This window comes from Cellulomonas sp. P5_C6 (assembly GCF_054049635.1).
On sequence record NZ_JBFULZ010000005.1, the window covers coordinates 29,319 to 45,478 of the forward strand.

Annotated in this window: 17 protein-coding genes, 1 tRNA gene, 1 other RNA gene and 1 pseudogene; 9 read left to right on the top strand and 11 right to left on the bottom strand. The window is 72.5% G+C overall.

The window, feature by feature from the left end; all coding sequences use genetic code 11:
- The first annotated feature begins 1 nt into the window (after window position 1).
- Together ACXJKG_RS01310 and ACXJKG_RS01315 are read left to right on the top strand one after the other, a co-directional pair.
- Window positions 2–289, top strand: coding sequence for a DUF6191 domain-containing protein (locus ACXJKG_RS01310; protein WP_456843955.1), 288 nt, complete (start codon window positions 2–4; stop codon window positions 287–289).
- A 39-nt stretch (window positions 290–328) separates the two neighbouring features.
- A complete protein-coding gene (locus ACXJKG_RS01315; protein ID WP_456843956.1) occupies window positions 329–748 on the top strand; it encodes a VOC family protein in 420 nt (139 codons plus the stop codon).
- A gap of 313 nt (window positions 749–1,061) precedes the next feature.
- On the opposite strand, the gene ACXJKG_RS01320 is transcribed toward ACXJKG_RS01315, so the two are convergent.
- Window positions 1,062–1,511, bottom strand: a complete 450-nt coding sequence (locus ACXJKG_RS01320; RefSeq protein ID WP_456843957.1) for a GatB/YqeY domain-containing protein — start codon at window positions 1,509–1,511, stop codon at window positions 1,062–1,064.
- A gap of 183 nt (window positions 1,512–1,694) precedes the next feature.
- Here ACXJKG_RS01320 and ACXJKG_RS01325 point away from each other — a divergent pair, with 183 nt between their 5' ends.
- Window positions 1,695–2,624: a hypothetical protein gene (locus ACXJKG_RS01325; RefSeq protein WP_456843958.1), complete on the top strand. Its 930-nt coding sequence runs from the start codon at window positions 1,695–1,697 to the stop codon at window positions 2,622–2,624.
- A gap of 59 nt (window positions 2,625–2,683) precedes the next feature.
- Here the strand turns inward: ACXJKG_RS01325 and rnpB are convergent.
- An RNA gene (gene rnpB / locus ACXJKG_RS01330) (RNase P RNA component class A) lies at window positions 2,684–3,066 on the bottom strand.
- 78 nt (window positions 3,067–3,144) lie between these two features.
- Between rnpB and ACXJKG_RS01335 the strand changes: the two genes are divergently transcribed.
- Window positions 3,145–3,438, top strand: a complete 294-nt coding sequence (locus tag ACXJKG_RS01335) for a LuxR C-terminal-related transcriptional regulator (protein ID WP_456843959.1) — start codon at window positions 3,145–3,147, stop codon at window positions 3,436–3,438.
- Here the strand turns inward: ACXJKG_RS01335 and ACXJKG_RS01340 are convergent.
- Window positions 3,420–3,803 carry a tautomerase family protein gene (locus ACXJKG_RS01340; protein WP_456843960.1) on the bottom strand — a complete coding sequence of 128 codons (384 nt, stop codon included), beginning with the start codon at window positions 3,801–3,803 and terminating at the stop codon, window positions 3,420–3,422. The two genes, ACXJKG_RS01335 and ACXJKG_RS01340, sit on opposite strands and share 19 nt — an antisense overlap.
- A 47-nt stretch (window positions 3,804–3,850) precedes the next feature.
- On the opposite strand from ACXJKG_RS01340, the gene ACXJKG_RS01345 reads away from it, so the two are divergent.
- Window positions 3,851–4,630 carry a YaaA family protein gene (locus ACXJKG_RS01345; RefSeq protein ID WP_456843961.1) on the top strand — a complete coding sequence of 260 codons (780 nt, stop codon included), beginning with the start codon at window positions 3,851–3,853 and terminating at the stop codon, window positions 4,628–4,630.
- A complete protein-coding gene (locus ACXJKG_RS01350) occupies window positions 4,631–5,800 on the top strand; it encodes an SLC13 family permease (RefSeq protein WP_456843962.1) in 1,170 nt (389 codons plus the stop codon).
- A 1-nt stretch (window position 5,801) separates the two neighbouring features.
- On the opposite strand, the gene ACXJKG_RS01355 is transcribed toward ACXJKG_RS01350, so the two are convergent.
- The 7 genes and pseudogenes from ACXJKG_RS01355 to ACXJKG_RS01385 form a co-directional block, all read right to left on the bottom strand.
- Complete coding sequence (locus ACXJKG_RS01355; protein WP_456843963.1) at window positions 5,802–6,533, bottom strand: histidine phosphatase family protein; 732 nt, start codon at window positions 6,531–6,533, stop codon at window positions 5,802–5,804.
- Between the two features lie 39 nt (window positions 6,534–6,572).
- The gene (locus ACXJKG_RS01360) at window positions 6,573–6,773 is read right to left on the bottom strand and encodes a C4-type zinc ribbon domain-containing protein (RefSeq protein WP_456843971.1); all 201 of its coding nucleotides are present in this window, start codon (window positions 6,771–6,773) and stop codon (window positions 6,573–6,575) included.
- Window positions 6,750–7,382, bottom strand: a pseudogene (locus ACXJKG_RS01365) (zinc ribbon domain-containing protein); the annotation flags it as partial. The pseudogene ACXJKG_RS01365 and the gene ACXJKG_RS01360, both read right to left, overlap by 24 nt.
- A complete protein-coding gene (locus ACXJKG_RS01370; protein WP_456843964.1) occupies window positions 7,316–8,515 on the bottom strand; it encodes a Nif3-like dinuclear metal center hexameric protein in 1,200 nt (399 codons plus the stop codon). The gene ACXJKG_RS01370 and the pseudogene ACXJKG_RS01365, both read right to left, overlap by 67 nt.
- A gap of 22 nt (window positions 8,516–8,537) precedes the next feature.
- On the bottom strand, window positions 8,538–9,392 hold the full coding sequence (locus tag ACXJKG_RS01375) for an MOSC domain-containing protein (RefSeq protein WP_456843965.1): 855 nt from the start codon (window positions 9,390–9,392) through the stop codon (window positions 8,538–8,540).
- A gap of 47 nt (window positions 9,393–9,439) precedes the next feature.
- Window positions 9,440–9,513, bottom strand: a tRNA-Val gene (locus ACXJKG_RS01380).
- 60 nt (window positions 9,514–9,573) lie between these two features.
- Window positions 9,574–10,044 (bottom strand): peroxiredoxin, encoded by a 471-nt coding sequence (locus ACXJKG_RS01385; protein WP_456843966.1) that lies wholly within the window; start codon window positions 10,042–10,044, stop codon window positions 9,574–9,576.
- A 390-nt stretch (window positions 10,045–10,434) separates the two neighbouring features.
- Here ACXJKG_RS01385 and ACXJKG_RS01390 point away from each other — a divergent pair, with 390 nt between their 5' ends.
- Entirely contained in the window at window positions 10,435–12,327 is a 1,893-nt protein-coding gene (locus ACXJKG_RS01390; protein WP_456843967.1) for a hypothetical protein, read from the top strand.
- A 79-nt stretch (window positions 12,328–12,406) separates the two neighbouring features.
- Here the strand turns inward: ACXJKG_RS01390 and ACXJKG_RS01395 are convergent, their stop codons facing one another.
- Entirely contained in the window at window positions 12,407–12,829 is a 423-nt protein-coding gene (locus ACXJKG_RS01395) for a DUF3052 domain-containing protein (protein ID WP_456843968.1), read from the bottom strand.
- A 169-nt stretch (window positions 12,830–12,998) separates the two neighbouring features.
- Here ACXJKG_RS01395 and ACXJKG_RS01400 point away from each other — a divergent pair, with 169 nt between their 5' ends.
- Both ACXJKG_RS01400 and aceE read left to right on the top strand, forming a co-directional pair.
- The gene (locus ACXJKG_RS01400; RefSeq protein ID WP_456843969.1) at window positions 12,999–13,466 is read left to right on the top strand and encodes a hypothetical protein; all 468 of its coding nucleotides are present in this window, start codon (window positions 12,999–13,001) and stop codon (window positions 13,464–13,466) included.
- A 194-nt stretch (window positions 13,467–13,660) separates the two neighbouring features.
- Window positions 13,661–16,160 (top strand): pyruvate dehydrogenase (acetyl-transferring), homodimeric type (aceE, locus tag ACXJKG_RS01405; RefSeq protein ID WP_456843970.1); only part of this gene is annotated, 2,500 nt, incomplete at its 3' end.

Genomic DNA, 16,160 nt, shown 5'->3' on the forward strand with positions numbered 1-16,160 from the left:
CATGGGAGGGGTTGTCGCGGGAAGCGTCGTCGCCGTCGCGCTCGTGCTGCTCGCGGTCGACCGCATGGTCGCGCGCGGGTGGTTCGACCGCCGACGCCCGCGCGAACGCCCGTCCGGCGAGGGCGTCGGTGCCAGCGGCATGCTGGGCGATTTCATCGAGGTGTTCCAGCCCAACCGGGTGCACCTGACCGCCGAGCAGGAGCGACAGAAGCTCGACATCCACCAGACCGGCGACGCCGCTCCCCCGCTCGACCTCGACTCCGGCGTCGTGCGGATCGACCCGAGATAACTCTCGCGCGTGCCGGCGACTGCCTCTAGCGTGCCGAGCATGACGATCGCCGTGTCGCACCTGACCATCGACTGCGCCGACCCGCACACCCTCTCCCGCTGGTGGTGCGACGTGCTCGGGTGGAACTACGTCTGGCCCCCGTCGGCCGACGACGAGGAGATCGGCATCGACCCGCCCGAGGGCGGCGCGACCGGCTGGCTGTTCATCAAGGTCCCCGACGCGAAGGTCGTGAAGAACCGGCTGCACGTCGACCTGCGGCCGGCCAACGGCTCCGACCAGGCCACCGAGCTCGAACGGCTCCTGTCTCTCGGCGCCACCCGCGTCGACATCGGCCAGCAGGACGTCCTCTGGCACGTGCTGGCCGACCCCGAGGGGAACGAGTTCTGCCTGCTGCGCCGCACGCCCGAGCAGGCCGCAGCGGCCCTCGCGGAGGAGCTCGCCGCGCTCGCGGAGGGCTGACCGGGACCACTCGCACGGGTGACAGGTGTGCGCCGGGCTCGAAATCGGGCAGCGTCACCTGGACGCGCCTGTGGACGTCGCGGGACCTCGACAGCGATGAGCAGATCCAGGACCCGTCCGCGTGGCTGTTCAACGTCGCGTTCTCGGCGAGCGACCTGGGCCTGCACGTCCGCGACACCTACGCGTTCGACGGCGACCTGCGGTTCTTCGACCGGGATGGCTCGTGGCTCGTCGTGATGCCCGAGCCGCCCCTGGACGAGCGACGTCGCCTCGGTGCTCCCGGGACGGTCCTACCAGCGACTCGACGCGACCGTCAGCTGAGGGCCGCGCGCACCAGCGTCGACAGCTTCTTGCCGTCCGCCGACGCCCCGGCCCGCGCCGTGGCCTCCTTCATGACCGCGCCCATGTCCCGGACGGTTGTGGCACCGACGTCGTCGATGACGGACGACACCAGCGCCGCGAGCTCGTCGTCCGACAGCTGCGCGGGCAGGTACGTCTCGATGAGGTCCGCCTCCGCCGTCTCGGTCGCGGCCCGCTCGGGCGCGTTGGCGTCGGCGTAGATCTGGGCGGAGTCGCGCCGCTTCTTCACCTCGCGCGCCAGTATCTTGAGCACCTCGTCCTCGGACAGCTCCTTCTCGACCGTCCCGGCCTTCGCCTCGAACCGCACCGCGCCGATGATCTGGCGCAGGACGCCCGTCCGGTCGGTGTCCCGGGCCTTCATGGCGGTGGTCAGGTCGGACGTCAGCTGGTCGAGGGTGCTCATGGGAGCCATCGTGCCCCGCCGACGTGGATCGGCGCAGTCGGAATCCCGGGGCCGGCGTCGATCGAGGCGAGCCGGGTGAAGACCGCCCGGCGATTCCCGACCAGGACAAGTGACCAGTTAGGCTCCCGCCGGTCCGCGCGCCGCGCGCCCGACTCCCTCCTCCTCGAACGGAACCGCTCCCCCATGCGCCGAACGCTGTTCGCCCGTGTCAGCGCGCTGACGCTCCTCGCCGTCGCCGCCCTCGTGCCCGCCGGCGCCGCGGTGGCCGCACCGATCCCGCCGGCGAACCTGGTTCCGGCCCTCGGCTTCTACTCGGTGCCGTACAGCGACCAGCTGCTCTGGGCCCACGCCATCGCGTACGGCACCGAGTACCGCTGGGCCACCTACGCGGAGTGGTCGGGCCAGGGCTTCCCGTCGCCGATGCGCGCCTCCGCGCAGTACGTCAAGGCGCCGTGGTTCAGCACCATCGTCGCGACGCCCGTGCTGCCGGCCAACAACCCCCGGCCCCTGCCCGGCGAGGCGCAGTCGATCACCTTCGACCAGTGGGCGCGCGCGGGCTACCCGACGCCGACCGTCACGACGAGCGTGCCGTTCATGCAGTACACCAAGGAAGCGAACGGCTCGACGATCTGGGCGGTCCAGGGACCCCTGCGCCACGCACTGACCTACGCCGAGTGGGCGAGCGCGGGCTACCCCACGCCGACCATCACGCAGCCCTCGTACCGCGTCCTGGGGTGGTCGACCTCGTCCGAGCTGTTCACCGCGCCGAACGACAACAGCGCCTTCCACAAGCTCAGCTTCGCCGAGTACGCCGGCATGGGGTACCCCTCGTTCGGCGGCTTCCTGCCCGGCGGCTTCTACAAGCTCAGCTGGGACGACAACATCGTGCTCAGCACCCCGTCCGGTCCCGGCGAGGTCCTCACCTTCGACCGATGGAAGTTCTACGACTTCCCGACGCCCGTCGTCGCCTCGACCATCCCCGGCGACGAGTACTGCTTCGACACCGAGGTCGGCGAGCTGTACTACGACGGCGTGACGGTCCGGGACTACCTCACCGACCAGGAGGCCCGCACCTTCCTCGGCATCGACCCCACCGTCCAGACCGCCTGCTGAGGTCCGACCGAGCCGGGCCGGCCACGAGTCGGCCCGGCGCTCGGCCGGGCCGGAGTGGGCGGATGAGTCAGTCGATACGCCGGGTTCTGTCCTCGCGCGCGGTTGCCCGCAGCTGCGCGAGTGGCGGCCATCCCTCTACGACGTACGTTGCCGCACGCCTCCAGCGGCCTACCCGGGAGCTCGGGCGAGCAGCCCTCGAACGCTCCCTGTCTGACCTTGCTCCGGGTGGGGTTTACCAAGCCGCACCGGTCACCCGGCACGCTGGTGGTCTCTTACACCACCGTTTCACCCTTACCCGACCGGCGGACCGGTCGGGCGGTCTGTTCTCTGTGGCACTGTCCCGCGGGTCACCCCGGGTGGGCGTTACCCACCACCCTGCTCTACGGAGCCCGGACGTTCCTCGGCGAGCCCGAGGGCTCGACGCGGCCGCCTGACTGACTCATCCGCGGCGACAGCCTACCGGGCCGAACGTTCGGCGAACTTCACCCATCCGTCGTCCCCACCGCTCCGAACCACGGGCATGGAGACCACACACGGACTGACCCGGCGCGAGCGCGTGATCCTCGCCCACCTGGCCCTGCCCCTCACGCTCGGCGAGATCGCCGCGTCGTTGTTCGTCACCCGGAACACGGTGAAGTCGCAGGTCCGCTCGATCTACATGAAGCTCGGCGTCGCCGACCGCGAGTCGGCGCTCTCGGTGGGACGCGCGCGTGGGCTGGTGCCGGCCGACCTCGGGATGCCCGAGGTGGACGAGGCGCGGCGGCGCCGACCGATGGACGTGCCGGTGCCCGCGGTTCAGACGTCGACGCGATAGGTCAGCGACAGCTCGTCGCCCGAGACCCCGCGGATGCCCCAGTTCTCCGGGGGGCTCTCGATGATGATGACCTCGAGGTCGTCGGGGGACAGGCCCAGCGTCGGCGCGACATCGTCGAAGAAGGCGGCGATGAGCGCGCGGCGGGCCTCCCGGCTCCGTCCGGTGAAGCAGAGGATCTCGACCACCAGGTAGTCCTTGCCGCGAGGCGCCACGAGGTCGTCGCCGTCGAGGAGCAGGAAGCGGTGGAACCGCTTGTCCTGCGGCAGTCCCCAGGTGCCGGTGATGACGCGGTGGATCGCGTCCGACACGGAGCCGCGGCGGTCCTGCCAGACGTCGCGGCGGCCGTAGATCTTGACGTGCGCCATGCGGTCCTCCTCGCGCTCGGGCGTCGCGCGGAGCCTACAGTTCAGGCGTGCTCGTGCTCCTGCCGCCCTCCGAGGGCAAGACGCCGCCGCGCGCCCGCGGCCCCCAGCTCGATCTCGACGGCCTCTCCGCGCCCGGGCTCACACCCGTCCGCGAGAAGGTCCTCGACGCGTTGATCGAGGTCAGCGCCTCGCCCGACGCGATGCAGGTGCTCGGTGTGGGTGCGAGCCTCGCCGACGAGGTCGCGCGCAACACCGGGCTGCGGGCGGCTCCGACGGCCCCCGCGAAGCGCGTGTACTCCGGCGTGCTCTACGCCGCGGCCGGCCTCGATCGCCTCACGCCGACGGGCCGGGCGCGCGCGGCGGAGAGCGTCCGGATCGTGTCGGGCCTGTGGGGGCTGGTGGCGCCCGACGACCAGATCCCCGCGTACCGACTCTCCATGGCCACGCACCTGCCGGGCATCGGCCATCTCCCGGGTGCGTGGCGCGACCCGCTCGGCGTGGAGCTCACCGGCCGGCCCGAGGGTGAGCTGGTGGTCGACTGCCGGTCTGCGACCTACCTCGCGGCGTGGCACCCGCCGGCGTCGGCGGACTGGGTGGCCGTCCGCGTCCTGCGCGAGCTCGACGGGCAGCGGTCCGTGGTCTCGCACAACGCCAAGCACACCCGCGGCGTGCTCACACGGCACCTGCTGACGCGGCGCGGCCGGGCACCGCACGACGCGGCGTCCCTCGCTCGGGTCGCCCACGAGCTGGTGGGCACCGACCTGCTGGCGGTCGAGCTGGGTCCGCCGGCGCGCGGTGCCCGCACCCTCTCGCTCGTCGTGGCCTGAGTGGCACGCCGCCGGCACGTGCCCTGGTGGCTCGTCGCCGTCGTCGTGAGCACGGCGGCGGTGGCGACGGGCGCGTTGCCCGCCGAGGACGCCCGGGCCCTGGCCGAACGGACGCTGCCGGTGCTCGTGTTCGTCGCCGGCCTCACGGTCGTCGCCGAGATGTGCGCGGGCGCAGGGCTCTTCGACTTCGCCGCCGGGCTGGCGTCCCGCCTCGCATGCCGCCGCCGCTGGGCACTGTGGGGTCTGGTCGTGGTGCTCGCGACGGTGAGCACGGCCGTGCTGTCGCTCGACACCACCGCGGTGCTGCTCACACCGGTGGTCATCGCGCTCGCCCGACGCACGCACACGCCGCCGCTGCCGTTCGCGCTCGCCGTGCTGGCGCTGGCCAACACGGCGTCCCTCGTGCTCCCCGTGTCCAACCTGACCAACCTGCTGGCCGACCACAACCTGCGCCAGGCCGGCGTCGGCTACCTCGGGCTGATGTGGGCCCCCGCGCTCGCGGCCATCGTCGTGACCCTGATCGTCCTGGCGATCCGGGACCGACGCTCGTTGGCCGGCCGCTACGACTCGCACCCGCCGCGCCCCCCGCGGGACCGCGTGCTGCTCGGGCTCTGCGCGGCCGCGGTCGGCGTGCTCGCCGTCGCCTTCGTCGTCGGCGCCCCGACCGCGCCGACCGCCGTCGGCGTCGCGGTCGTGCTGCTCGCCGCCACGTTGCTGCGGCACCAGAAGCTGCCCGTCGCCGCGCGCGACCTCGTCCCGTGGCGGACGCTGCTGGTCGTCCTCGGGCTGTTCGTCGTCGTCGAGACGGCGCACGCCCACGGCCTCGGCACCCTGCTCGCGCACGCGGCCGGGACCGGCGGCACGGCGGGCGACCTGCTCCGGCTGGCCGCCGTGGGCGCGCTGACGTCGAACGCGATCAACAACCTGCCCGCCTACCTGGCGCTCGAGCCCGCCGCCGCGACCGACCCGGTGCGGCTCGCCGCGCTGCTCATCGGCACCGGTGTCGGCCCGCTCCTCACGCCGTGGGGCTCGCTGGCGACCGTGCTGTGGTGGCAGCGGTGCCGGACCGTGCTGCTCGACGTCCACGCCGGGACGATCGTGCGACAGGGCCTCGTGCTCGCGCCACTGGCGGTCGTCGCCGCCACGCTGGCGCTCGTCGCGACCAGCTGACTCAGCCTCGCGACGACCAGCCCTCGCTCGGCACGCCGACCACGGCGATCTCGTCGCGCCGGTCCGCGAACAGCCGCACGATGCTCACCGAAGCCGGCGCCACCCGCAGCTGGCTCCACGACGACGGCTGGGCGCCCATGGTCACGCCGAGCGCCGCCCGGATCGACACGGCATGGCTGACGACGACCACCGTCCGGTCGACGCCGCCCGCCAGCAACCCGTCGAGGCCGGCCTGCAGGCGGCGGCCGACGTCCTCGATCGACTCTCCGCCGGGCGGCCGCACGTTCGCCCTGGTGTGCCACGGCTCGAGCTGCCCCGGCCACCGCTCCTCGATCTGCTCGGCTGTCAGCCCCTGCCACTCGCCGAAGTCGGCCTCCTGGAACGTCGCGTCCGTCCGGACCGCGAGGCCCAGCCGCTCGGCGATGATCGCGCTGGTCTGCTGCGTGCGCACCATAGGTGAGGCGATGACCTCGGTGGGGTACGAGATGTCGCCCCACAGGTCACGGCCGACGCGGTCCACCAGGTCGGCCGCGTCGCGCGCCTGCCGGAGGCCGGTCTCGTCGAGCGGCGGACCGGGCTCACCGGACCCCGAGTACCCGCGGGCGACGGTCATGGTCGTCTGGCCGTGCCGGACGAGCACCACCGTGACGGGCTGCTCCTGGTCGAACCGGACGCCGGCCCCCGACGGTCGAGGGGCGCGGCCTGGTGAGCTGGGCGAGGCGACGTCGGTCACGATCGCAGTCTTGCCCTCACGCCCACGATTGGCGACCGGTCAGCCCCGGGCGGGCTCCGGGAGCCGGACCAGGATGCGCCCGCACTCCTCACACCGGACCACCTGGTCCTGCGGTGCGTTGACGATCGCCTCCACGTCGAGCGGGTTGAGCTCGAGCCGGCAGCTCTCGCACCGCCGCCCGCGCAGCGCGCCGGCGCCCTTGCCGCCCAGCTGGGCGCGCAGCTTCTCGTAGAGGGTCACCAGCCCGGCGTCCAGGCCCTCGACCGCCTTCGCGCGCTCGGCACGCACAGAGTCGGCGTCCGCGTCCAGCGCCGCGAAGGCCGCATCGCGCTCGGCCACGACCTCGGCCCGGTTGCCCGCGAGCGACCCGTGCGCAGTGGTCACCTCGGCCAGCGCGGTCTCGTGCGCCTCGAGCCGCTACATGACGTCGAGCTCGACCTCCTCGAGCTCCGACTGCCGACGACCCAGCGCGACGAGCTCGCTCTGCAGCGCCTGCAGGTCCTTCGGGCTGCCCTGACCGGAGTCGAGCCGGGCCTGGTCGCGCGCCGCGCGGACCCGCACCTGCTCGACGTCGGCCTCCGCCTTGGTGAGCTCGCGCCGCAGGTCGCTCACCGCGGTCTGCGAGGTCACCAGCGCCGTGTGCAGGTCGGTGACCTGGGAGTCCAGCTCGATCAGCCGGGCCAGCTCGGGCAGCGTGCGCTTCTTGTGGGCGATCTGGTCCAGGCGGGTGTCGAGCTCCTGGACGTCGAGCAGTCGGCGCTGGTCCGCTGCGGGGGCTGTGGTCACGGGTGTCCTTCGGTCGAAGCGTGTGGTGCGGCCGGCTCGGGGCTCGCGACGCGACCCGTCCACGGGTCGGTGCGCAGCGTGCTGACGCGCGTCTCCACCGTAGTCCCCGCGGCCGTGAGGTCGGCCTCGAGCGCCCGGGCGGCGTGGGCGAGCCACGGCCACTCGGAGGCGAAGTGGGCGACGTCGACGAGGTATGGCGTCGCGGCACCCTCGAAGGCCGCCCGCTCCCGCAGCTCGGACGTCGGGTGGTGGCGCAGGTCGGCGGTGACGTAGGCGTCGACCCGCGCCGCGCGCACGGCGTCGAACAACGAGTCGCCCGATCCGCCGACCACGGCGACGCGCTGGACCCGACCGTCGGGGTCGCCGGCGAAGCGCACGCCCTGGACGGTCGCGGGAAGGGCAGAGGCCACGGCCGTGGCGAAGTCGCGGAGCGTCGTCGGCCGCTCCAGCGTGCCGACCCGGCCGGTTCCCGTGTCCCCGGGCCACGTCGCCAGCTCGAGCACGTCGAACGCGGGCTCCTCGTAGGGGTGCGCCGCGCGCATCGCGGCGACGACCGCACCGCGCAGCCGCCGCGGCGCCACCATCTCCACGCGCGCCTCGACCACGCGCGACACCTGTCCGGCGGACCCGAGCGTGGGAGAGGCGTCCGACGACGGCGTGAACGTCCCCTCGCCCGTCGACGTCCAGGCGCACCGCGAGTACTCGCCGATCGCGCCGGCGCCGGCCGCGGCCAGCGCGTCGACCAGCCGTTCGGCGCCGTCGACCGGGACGAACACGACGTGCTTGTCCAGCGGCCCGGCCGGGGCCGGGTCCAGGGGCATGGTGCCGTCGAGCCCGAGGGCCTCGGCGAGCGCGTCGGCGACCCCGCCGGTCGCCGCGTCGGCGTTCGTGTGCGCCGTGAAGAGCGCGGTCCCCGAGCGGACGAGCCGGTGCAGCAGCGCCCCCTTGAACGTCGTCGCGGCGATCGAGTGGACCGGTCGCAGCAGGAGCGGGTGGTGGGTCACGACGAGGTCGGCCTGCCACTCCACCGCCTCGTCGACCACCGCGGCGACGGGGTCGACGGCGAACAGCACACGCCGGACAGGCTGGTCCGGGTCACCCGTCACGAGCCCGACGGCGTCCCAGGACTCGGCGGTCGCCGGGGGGTACCGGCGCTCGAGCAGCGAGAGGACGTCGGCAAGTCGGGGCACGCTCACGCCCAGCACGCTACCTGCCGGCTCATCGCACCTCGACGGCATCGCCGACCGCGACGTTCCCCGTCCGCACGGGGACCATCTGGATGCCGAACCACAGCTCGCCGTCCCAGCGTCGGTGCCGGGCGAGCGTCACCAGCGGCTCCCGACCCTTCACCTGGGTGTCCGGGTCGATCGTCGTCATCACGCACCGCCCGCACAGGTCCGCGAACCGCAGCTCGACGTCACCGACGACCAGCGTGGACCAGCGGTCCTCCGCGAACGCCTCGAGGTCGCCGTCCACCACCAGGTTGGGCCGGAACCGGCGCATGTCCAGCGCCTGACGTGGCCCGGGTGCGGCCTCGCCGCGCGTGAGCGCACGCTCCACGCGCTCGTCGTGCAGCTCGGACGCCCAGGCGTCGAGCCGGGCGAGCGAGGCCGTGGTGGTCACGTGCAGCGGGCCGCTGTCGTTGAGGGACATCGGGTCGTCCAGGGTGCCGCCGTGCTTCTCCGCCATGCCGCGCCGGGCCGGGTCGTCCAGCCAGAGCAGCCGTGCGGGACGACCCAGCAGCGCGGTGCACCACGCGTCGGCCTCGGCACCGGCCCCCGTGGCGGTCTCGATGCGGCTCATCCGCACGGGCACGTCGGCCCGCCCGCTCGGCTCGGGGACCACCAATGGTCCGCGTCCCGGGGCGGTGAGGAGCACGCCGCCGTCGACCGTGGTCGCGCGAGCCCCGAGCATCACGGGGTGCTTGCGCGCGGTGAGCGTCTCGCCGGACTCGTCGACGAGCATCCACCGGCGGTCGCCGCGCGGCCCGGAGGTGTCGACGCTCATCGCGTCCAGCGGGGTCCCCGCGAGGGACTTCACCGGGTAGACGGTGAGGGCGGAGACGAAAGGCATGGCCGGACCTTAACAACGGCCGGCTCTGCCGACGGTGACGTGCAGGGTGGGCCCGGCCGGTTTCGAACCGGCGACCTCCGCGGTGTAAGCGCGGCGCTCTGACCAGCTGAGCTACAGGCCCCGACGGGCGCCCGGTTGGCGGGCGTCTCGACGGGCGCTCAGCCTACCGGCGCGCCCACCGTCAGGCGGCGAGGTCCGCGAGGGCCGCACGGTAGGACGAGAAGTCCCGCGCACGCCCCGGAGGGTTGATCACGCTCCAGCGCAGCACGCCCTCCGCGTCCACGAGGAAGCTCCCCCGCACGGCGAACCCGCGGGAGTCGTCGAAGACGCCGTACGCGCGCGCGACCTCGCCGTGCGGCCAGAAGTCGGACAGCAGGTCGAACCCGAAGCCCTCCTGGGCCGCCCACGCGCGCAGCGAGTGCCCCGGGTCGCAGGAGACGACGAGGACGTGGACGCCGGCCTCCTCGAACTCGCTGATGTTGTCCCGCAGCTCGCACAGCTCGCCGGTGCACGTCCCCGAGAACGCGAACGGGACGAAGACGATCACGACGGGTCCGCCGCGCAGCCCGCTGAGGGTCACCGGCGTGCCGTGGGTGTCGCGCAGGGAGAAGTCGGGGGCCGGGGCGCCGAGCGCCGGGGTGCTGTCTGCCATGCCGCGGACTGTAACAACTGCGGACCACTCTTTCGTGTCGAGCCAAGTGTCCACATCGTGGACACGACCCTCGTCGACATCTGGCCGCTCTCCGTTGACGCGGGCACGGTCGCCGTGCTCCCCCCGTCGTCACGCGTCTCACCAGGCGTTCTATAACGTTTAGGTCACGACGTACCACGCCATGACACCCGGTTTCAGGGCCAACCGGGTGAACCCGACACGAGCGGCGCAAGTGGGCGACCTGGACATCCGATCTACTCGTGGGCACCATTCTTCCCAACTCGCGCGCAGGACGGCCGTCCAGCCGTTCGGCGCGGTCGGGAAGAGATGCCAGAACGACGCCCGTCCCACCGCCTGGCGGGGTCCCGCCGCCATGACAGAGGAATGTGCATGCTGACTCGCTTCCGCAAGACACTCGTCGCCGCCGCCCTCGCCGCCGGCCTGCTCGCGATCCCTCTGGCCCTCCCGCAGATGGCCCAGGCAGACACCCAGGCGTGCGCCCCATCGCGGAGCGATCGGCTGATCCCGGGTGAGAGCCTCGCGGCCGGCCAGAAGATCACGTCGCTGAACGGCAAGTACACGTTCGGCCTCGAGACCGACGGCACCGTGGCGATCCGGACGGCTGCGGGTGGCGCCCTGTGGAAGAAGGGTCCGTTCGGCAGCGGCTCGACGCTCGCCGTCGAGGCCGGCAGCGACCTGGTCCTGCGCGACAAGGCCGACGTCGTCCGCTGGCACACGGGCGTGCTGTCCGACTGCGCCGCCGTCGTGATGCTCGGCGACGGGCGTGTCGTCCTGGCCGAGAACACCACGGAGCTGTGGAGCGTCCCCGCGTCCCGCCCCAAGAGTGTCTCGGTCGAGGGCTGGGACCCGACCAAGCCGCCGACGGCGACGTGCGCCCCCGTGGCCGCCGACCGTCTCGTCCCTGGCCAGAGCCTCAAGGTCGGCCAGCAGATCTCGTCGACGGGGGGCAAGTTCGCCTTCGTCCTCGATGCCAACGGCGACCTCATCATCCGGACGGCGGCCGGCGGGTCGATCTGGAAGAAGTCCGGCGGCGCAGGCGCGCACCTCGACCTCACGACCAGCGGTGACCTCCGGCTCCTCAAGGCCGACGGCACGCTCGTCTGGCACAACGAGGTGGCCTCCAGCTGCGCACCGGTCGTCGTCCAGGACGACGGTCGAGTGGTCGCGATCTCCGGCGGCGCCGTCGTCTGGGCGATCCCGACCAACCGGGGCACGGCGACCGCGACCCCCTCCGCGACGCCGACGCCGGTCCCCTCGGTCACCGCGAAGCCGGCGCCGGCCCCCACGGCCACGCCCACCGCCACGCCGAAGCCGACGCCGACTCCCACGCCGACGGTCAAGCCGACCCCGACCCCGACGCCCACCGCGCCGGCGGCGCCGGCCAAGCCGGGCAGCCGCGACGCCACGTACTACCCGTTCTCCTCGACCGCGCCGTGGAACATCGCCATCGGCTCGGGCGCGAAGTACGAGTCCGTGACGGCGCCCCGCACGCACGACTTCCTCGCCGAGACCTCCGTGGTCAACTCGGTGCGCTGGTCGATCGCGGTGAAGGTGGCCACGTCCGCCGACCCGGTCGCCACGGTCACCAACCTCTCCAACGGCGCCGTCTACAAGGTGCGGGTCCCCCGTGACACGCAGCCGACGTACGGCACGGACATGCACGTGGGCGTCATCCAGCCCGACGGCATCACCGGCTGGGAGTTCTACAAGTTCACCAACGTCGGCACCGACAAGTGGACGACGACCCGCGCCGTGCAGACCGACCTGCGTGGCGACGGCATGGTCGATGGCGCGCGCGCCTCGGGCATCTCCTTCTACATCGGCCTGATCCGCGAGAAGGAGCTGAAGGCGCTCTCGATCAAGCACGTGCTGGCCATCGGGCTCCCCGACGAGCTGCTGAAGGACGGCCCGGTCTGGCCCGCCCGGACGCAGGACTCCAACGGCGCCACCGCCTACTCGGGCAACGTGCCGATGGGGACCATGGCGGCGATCCCGCCGTCGGTCAACATCGACGCCATGAAGCTGAGCCCCGAGGGCAAGGCGCTCGGCCACGCGCTGCAGGACTACGGCGCACTGGTGCTGGTGCGCTCCGGCACGGCGTCCCTGTTCTGCGAGCAGTCGTGCGACCCCGCCCAGGCGACGGCCGCGAACAACGACTTCCGCCAGCTGTACCCGCTGATGCGCGTGGTCACCAACAACACCGCGGCGACCCCGGGTGGCGGCGGCACGCCGCGCCAGCCGGCCCTGCCGGGCGTCAAGTGACGGTTCGTCGCACCTGACACGAGCAGAGGGGGTCCCGGCCGATTCGGCCGGGACCCCCTCCGTCGTCGTCTGCGTGCGGTCAGCGGCCGCGGCCCCGGGCACCGAGCCGGGTGGCGGACCAGTCGGGCGCGATCGAGAACGTGCTCATCGCGTGCAGCCCCGAGGTGGTCGCGGCCTCCTCGATGTCGCTGTGCGAGACGTGCCCGGACCGTCCGGCCTTCGGCGTGAGCACCCAGATGGGTCCCCCGTCGTCGAGCACCGTCATCGCGTCCACGAGCGCGTCTGTGAGGTCCCCGTCGCCGTCGCGGAACCAGATCACGGCGCCGTCGGTGACGTCGTCGAACTCCTCGTCGACCAGCTCGGTGCCGGTCACTGTCTCGAGGCCGGCGCGCAGCTCGTCGTCGACGTCGTCGTCGTAGCCGAACTCCTGGATCACCTGACCCGAGGAGAAGCCCAGGCGGGCGGCCGCCTGCGACGCGCCTTCGTCCGCGGTGGATGACACGTCCGGACCGCTCCCTTCCGTCTGTGCGGCCCCCGTCGGGGACCACCTGCTCATTGCCGCACACGCTAGCCCACCGCACAGGGACGGGCGCACGCAAGACCTGCAGAGATGATGGTGTCGGGACCCCCCGGCCGCTATGTTCGAGCTCCGCCGACACCCTGGAGGCCCGATGCGCCCCGAAACCCTGTGGTGGATGTCGTGCCGCCTTCACCGGAGCCGCCTCACGCCGCTCGCGCGGGTGCTCAAGGCCGTCAACTTCCTCCTCTTCCACGCGGTCCTGCCGTACGAGTGCGACGTCCCCCGGGACGTGACCCTCTGGCACCACGGGCTGGGCACCGTGGTCCACCCGAACACCCGGATCGGTCACCGGGTCAAGATCGGCCACAACGTGACCATCACGGCCGGGTCGCAGGCGGCCGGCTCGGACCTCGCGGTGGTCCTCGGCGACGACGTCGTCGTCGGGACGGGGGCGCTCGTCAAGCCGCGCCGGGGTCACCGGCTCCTCGTCGGCGACGGTGCCCAGGTCGGCGCGCACGCCGTCGTCGTGGACGACGTGCCGGCGGGGGCCCTGATGCTGCCGCCCGTGGCGCAGCGGCGCGAGCGGACGGCACCGGAGGCCTTCGCGGAGGCGGAATGACCGCACTGTCATGGACGTCACGTGGAGGTTCTCGGTACTCGGTGTGACTTTCGGGCCCTCGGGGTCCGAGAATGGGTGGACTACCCGCACCCCGTCGCAGAGCGCCTACCCAGGCGTGTCCGGCGGGGCACGGAACAGATGCGCCGCCGATGCCGACCGGGCTCGTGCGCGCGGACGAGACGCAAGGAGCGCAGGTGGCTTCGATCGACGAGACGGGACCGCTCATCGGCGGCCTGCTCAGCCAGGTGCCGGACATCGATCCGGACGAGACCGGCGAGTGGGTGGAGTCCCTCGACGGACTCATCGACGAGAAGGGCGGCCCGCGCGCGCGTTACGTGCTGCTGAGCATGCTGCGGCACGCGCGCCAGCGGAACGTGGCCATCCCGGCCTCGCTCAACACGCCGTACGTCAACACCATCGCGGTGGACGACGAGCCGTACTTCCCCGGTGACGAGGCCCTCGAGCGGCGCTACCGCTCGTGGATCCGCTGGAACGCCGCCGTCATGGTCACGCGCGCGCAGCGCCCCGGCGTCGGCGTCGGCGGGCACATCTCGTCGTACGCGTCGGTCGCGACGCTGACCGAGGTGGGTCTCAACCACTTCTTCCGCGGCAAGGACCACCCCGGCGGCGGCGACCAGGTCTACTTCCAGGGTCACGCCTCCCCCGGCGTCTACGCCCGCGCCTTCCTCGAGGGCCGCCTGAGCGCCCACCAGCTGGACGGGTTCCGCCAGGAGCTGTCGCACCCGGGCGGCGGCCTGCCGTCGTACCCGCACCCGCGCCTGGCGCCGGACCTGTGGGAGTTCCCGACGGTCTCGATGGGCCTCGGCCCGTCGTCGGCCATCTACCAGGCCTGGACCAACCGGTACCTGCACCTGCGCGGCATCAAGGACACCAGCCAGCAGGACGTCTGGGCGTTCCTGGGCGACGGCGAGATGGACGAGCCCGAGTCCCGCGGCATGCTCCAGCTGGCCGGCCAGCAGGGCCTGGACAACCTCACGTTCGTCGTCAACTGCAACCTGCAGCGGCTCGACGGCCCGGTGCGCGGCAACGGCAAGATCATCCAGGAGCTCGAGGCGCAGTTCCGCGGCGCCGGCTGGAACGTCATCAAGGTCGTCTGGGGCCGCGAGTGGGACGCCCTGCTCCAGGCCGACAAGGACCGCGCGCTCGTCAACCTGATGAACACGACGCCCGACGGCGACTTCCAGACGTACCGGGCCGAGAACGGCGCCTTCATCCGCGAGAACTTCTTCGGCCGCGACCCGCGGACCAAGGCGCTCGTGGAGCGGATGACGGACGACGAGATCTGGGCGCTCAAGCGCGGCGGTCACGACTACCGCAAGATCTTCGCCGCCTACAAGGCCGCCCGCGAGCACACGGGCCAGCCGACCGTCATCCTGGCGCACACCATCAAGGGTTACGGGCTGGGCTCCGGCTTCGCCGGGCGCAACGCGACGCACCAGATGAAGAAGCTCAAGGGCGACGACCTCAAGACGCTGCGCGACTCGCTGCGGATCCCGATCACGGACGAGCAGATCGACGAGAACCCGTACCTCCCGCCGTACTTCCACCCGGGCGCGGAGGACGAGGGCATCCAGTACATGCTCGAGCGTCGCCGCCAGCTGGGCGGGTTCGTGCCGGAGCGCCGGACGACGCACAAGCCGCTGACGCTGCCGGACGCCAAGGTCTACGAGGGCATGGCGAAGGGCTCGGGGCACCAGGAGGTCGCCACCACGCAGGCGCTCGTGCGCCTGTTCAAGGACCTCGTGCGGGACAAGGAGTTCGGCCACCGCCTGGTTCCGATCATCCCCGACGAGGCCCGCACGTTCGGTCTCGACTCGATCTTCCCGAGCGCCAAGATCTTCAACACGAACGGCCAGAACTACATGGCCGTGGACCGCGAGCTCATGCTCTCCTACAAGGAGTCCGAGTCCGGCCAGATCATGCACACCGGCATCAACGAGGCGGGGTCGGCATCGGCGTTCCAGGCCGTCGGGACGTCGTACGCGACGCACGGCGAGCCGCTGATCCCGTTCTACTTCTACTACTCGATGTTCGGGTTCCAGCGGACCGGCGACCAGTTCTGGGCCGCCGGCGACCAGATGGCCCGCGGCTTCCTCATCGGCGCCACGGCCGGCCGGACCACGCTGACCGGCGAGGGCCTGCAGCACGCCGACGGCCACAGCCCGCTGCTGGCCGGCACCATGAGCCACGTCGTGCACTACGACCCGGCCTACGGGTACGAGATCCGGCACATCGTCAAGGACGGCATCGAGCGGATGTACGGCGAGGGTCAAGACCGTGACCGCGACGTCATCTACTACCTCACCGTCTACAACGAGCCCATGCACCAGCCGGCGGAGCCCGAGGGCGTCGACGTCGAGGGCATCCTGCGCGGCATCCACCTGGTGTCGCCGGCCGAGGGTGACGGGCCGCGCGCCCAGATCCTGGCGTCGGGCGTCGCGGTGCCGTGGGCGCTCGAGGCCAAGAAGCTGCTGGCCGAGGACTGGGGCGTCCAGGCCGCGGTGTGGTCGGTGACCAGCTGGAACGAGCTGCGTCGCGACGGCCTCGCCGCCGACCAGCAGGCGTACCTGCACCCCGGCGAGGAGGAGCGCGTCCCCTACCTCACGCAGAAGCTGCAGGGGGCCGAGGGTCCGTTCGTCGCGACGACGGACTTCGACCACCTCGTCGCGGACC

Bases quoted from the DNA above. Each gene is read 5' to 3' on its own strand.
- ACXJKG_RS01390 (WP_456843967.1), top strand. From the start codon at position 10,435: ATGCTGACTCGCTTCCGCAAGACACTCGTCGCCGCCGCCCTCGCCGCC.
- ACXJKG_RS01385 (WP_456843966.1), bottom strand. From the start codon at position 10,044: ATGGCAGACAGCACCCCGGCGCTCGGCGCCCCGGCCCCCGACTTCTCC.
- ACXJKG_RS01400 (WP_456843969.1), top strand. From the start codon at position 12,999: ATGCGCCCCGAAACCCTGTGGTGGATGTCGTGCCGCCTTCACCGGAGC.
- ACXJKG_RS01320 (WP_456843957.1), bottom strand. From the start codon at position 1,511: ATGAGCACCCTCGACCAGCTGACGTCCGACCTGACCACCGCCATGAAG.
- ACXJKG_RS01325 (WP_456843958.1), top strand. From the start codon at position 1,695: ATGCGCCGAACGCTGTTCGCCCGTGTCAGCGCGCTGACGCTCCTCGCC.
- ACXJKG_RS01340 (WP_456843960.1), bottom strand. From the start codon at position 3,803: ATGGCGCACGTCAAGATCTACGGCCGCCGCGACGTCTGGCAGGACCGC.
- ACXJKG_RS01310 (WP_456843955.1), top strand. From the start codon at position 2: ATGGGAGGGGTTGTCGCGGGAAGCGTCGTCGCCGTCGCGCTCGTGCTG.
- ACXJKG_RS01335 (WP_456843959.1), top strand. From the start codon at position 3,145: ATGGAGACCACACACGGACTGACCCGGCGCGAGCGCGTGATCCTCGCC.
- ACXJKG_RS01375 (WP_456843965.1), bottom strand. From the start codon at position 9,392: ATGCCTTTCGTCTCCGCCCTCACCGTCTACCCGGTGAAGTCCCTCGCG.
- ACXJKG_RS01315 (WP_456843956.1), top strand. From the start codon at position 329: ATGACGATCGCCGTGTCGCACCTGACCATCGACTGCGCCGACCCGCAC.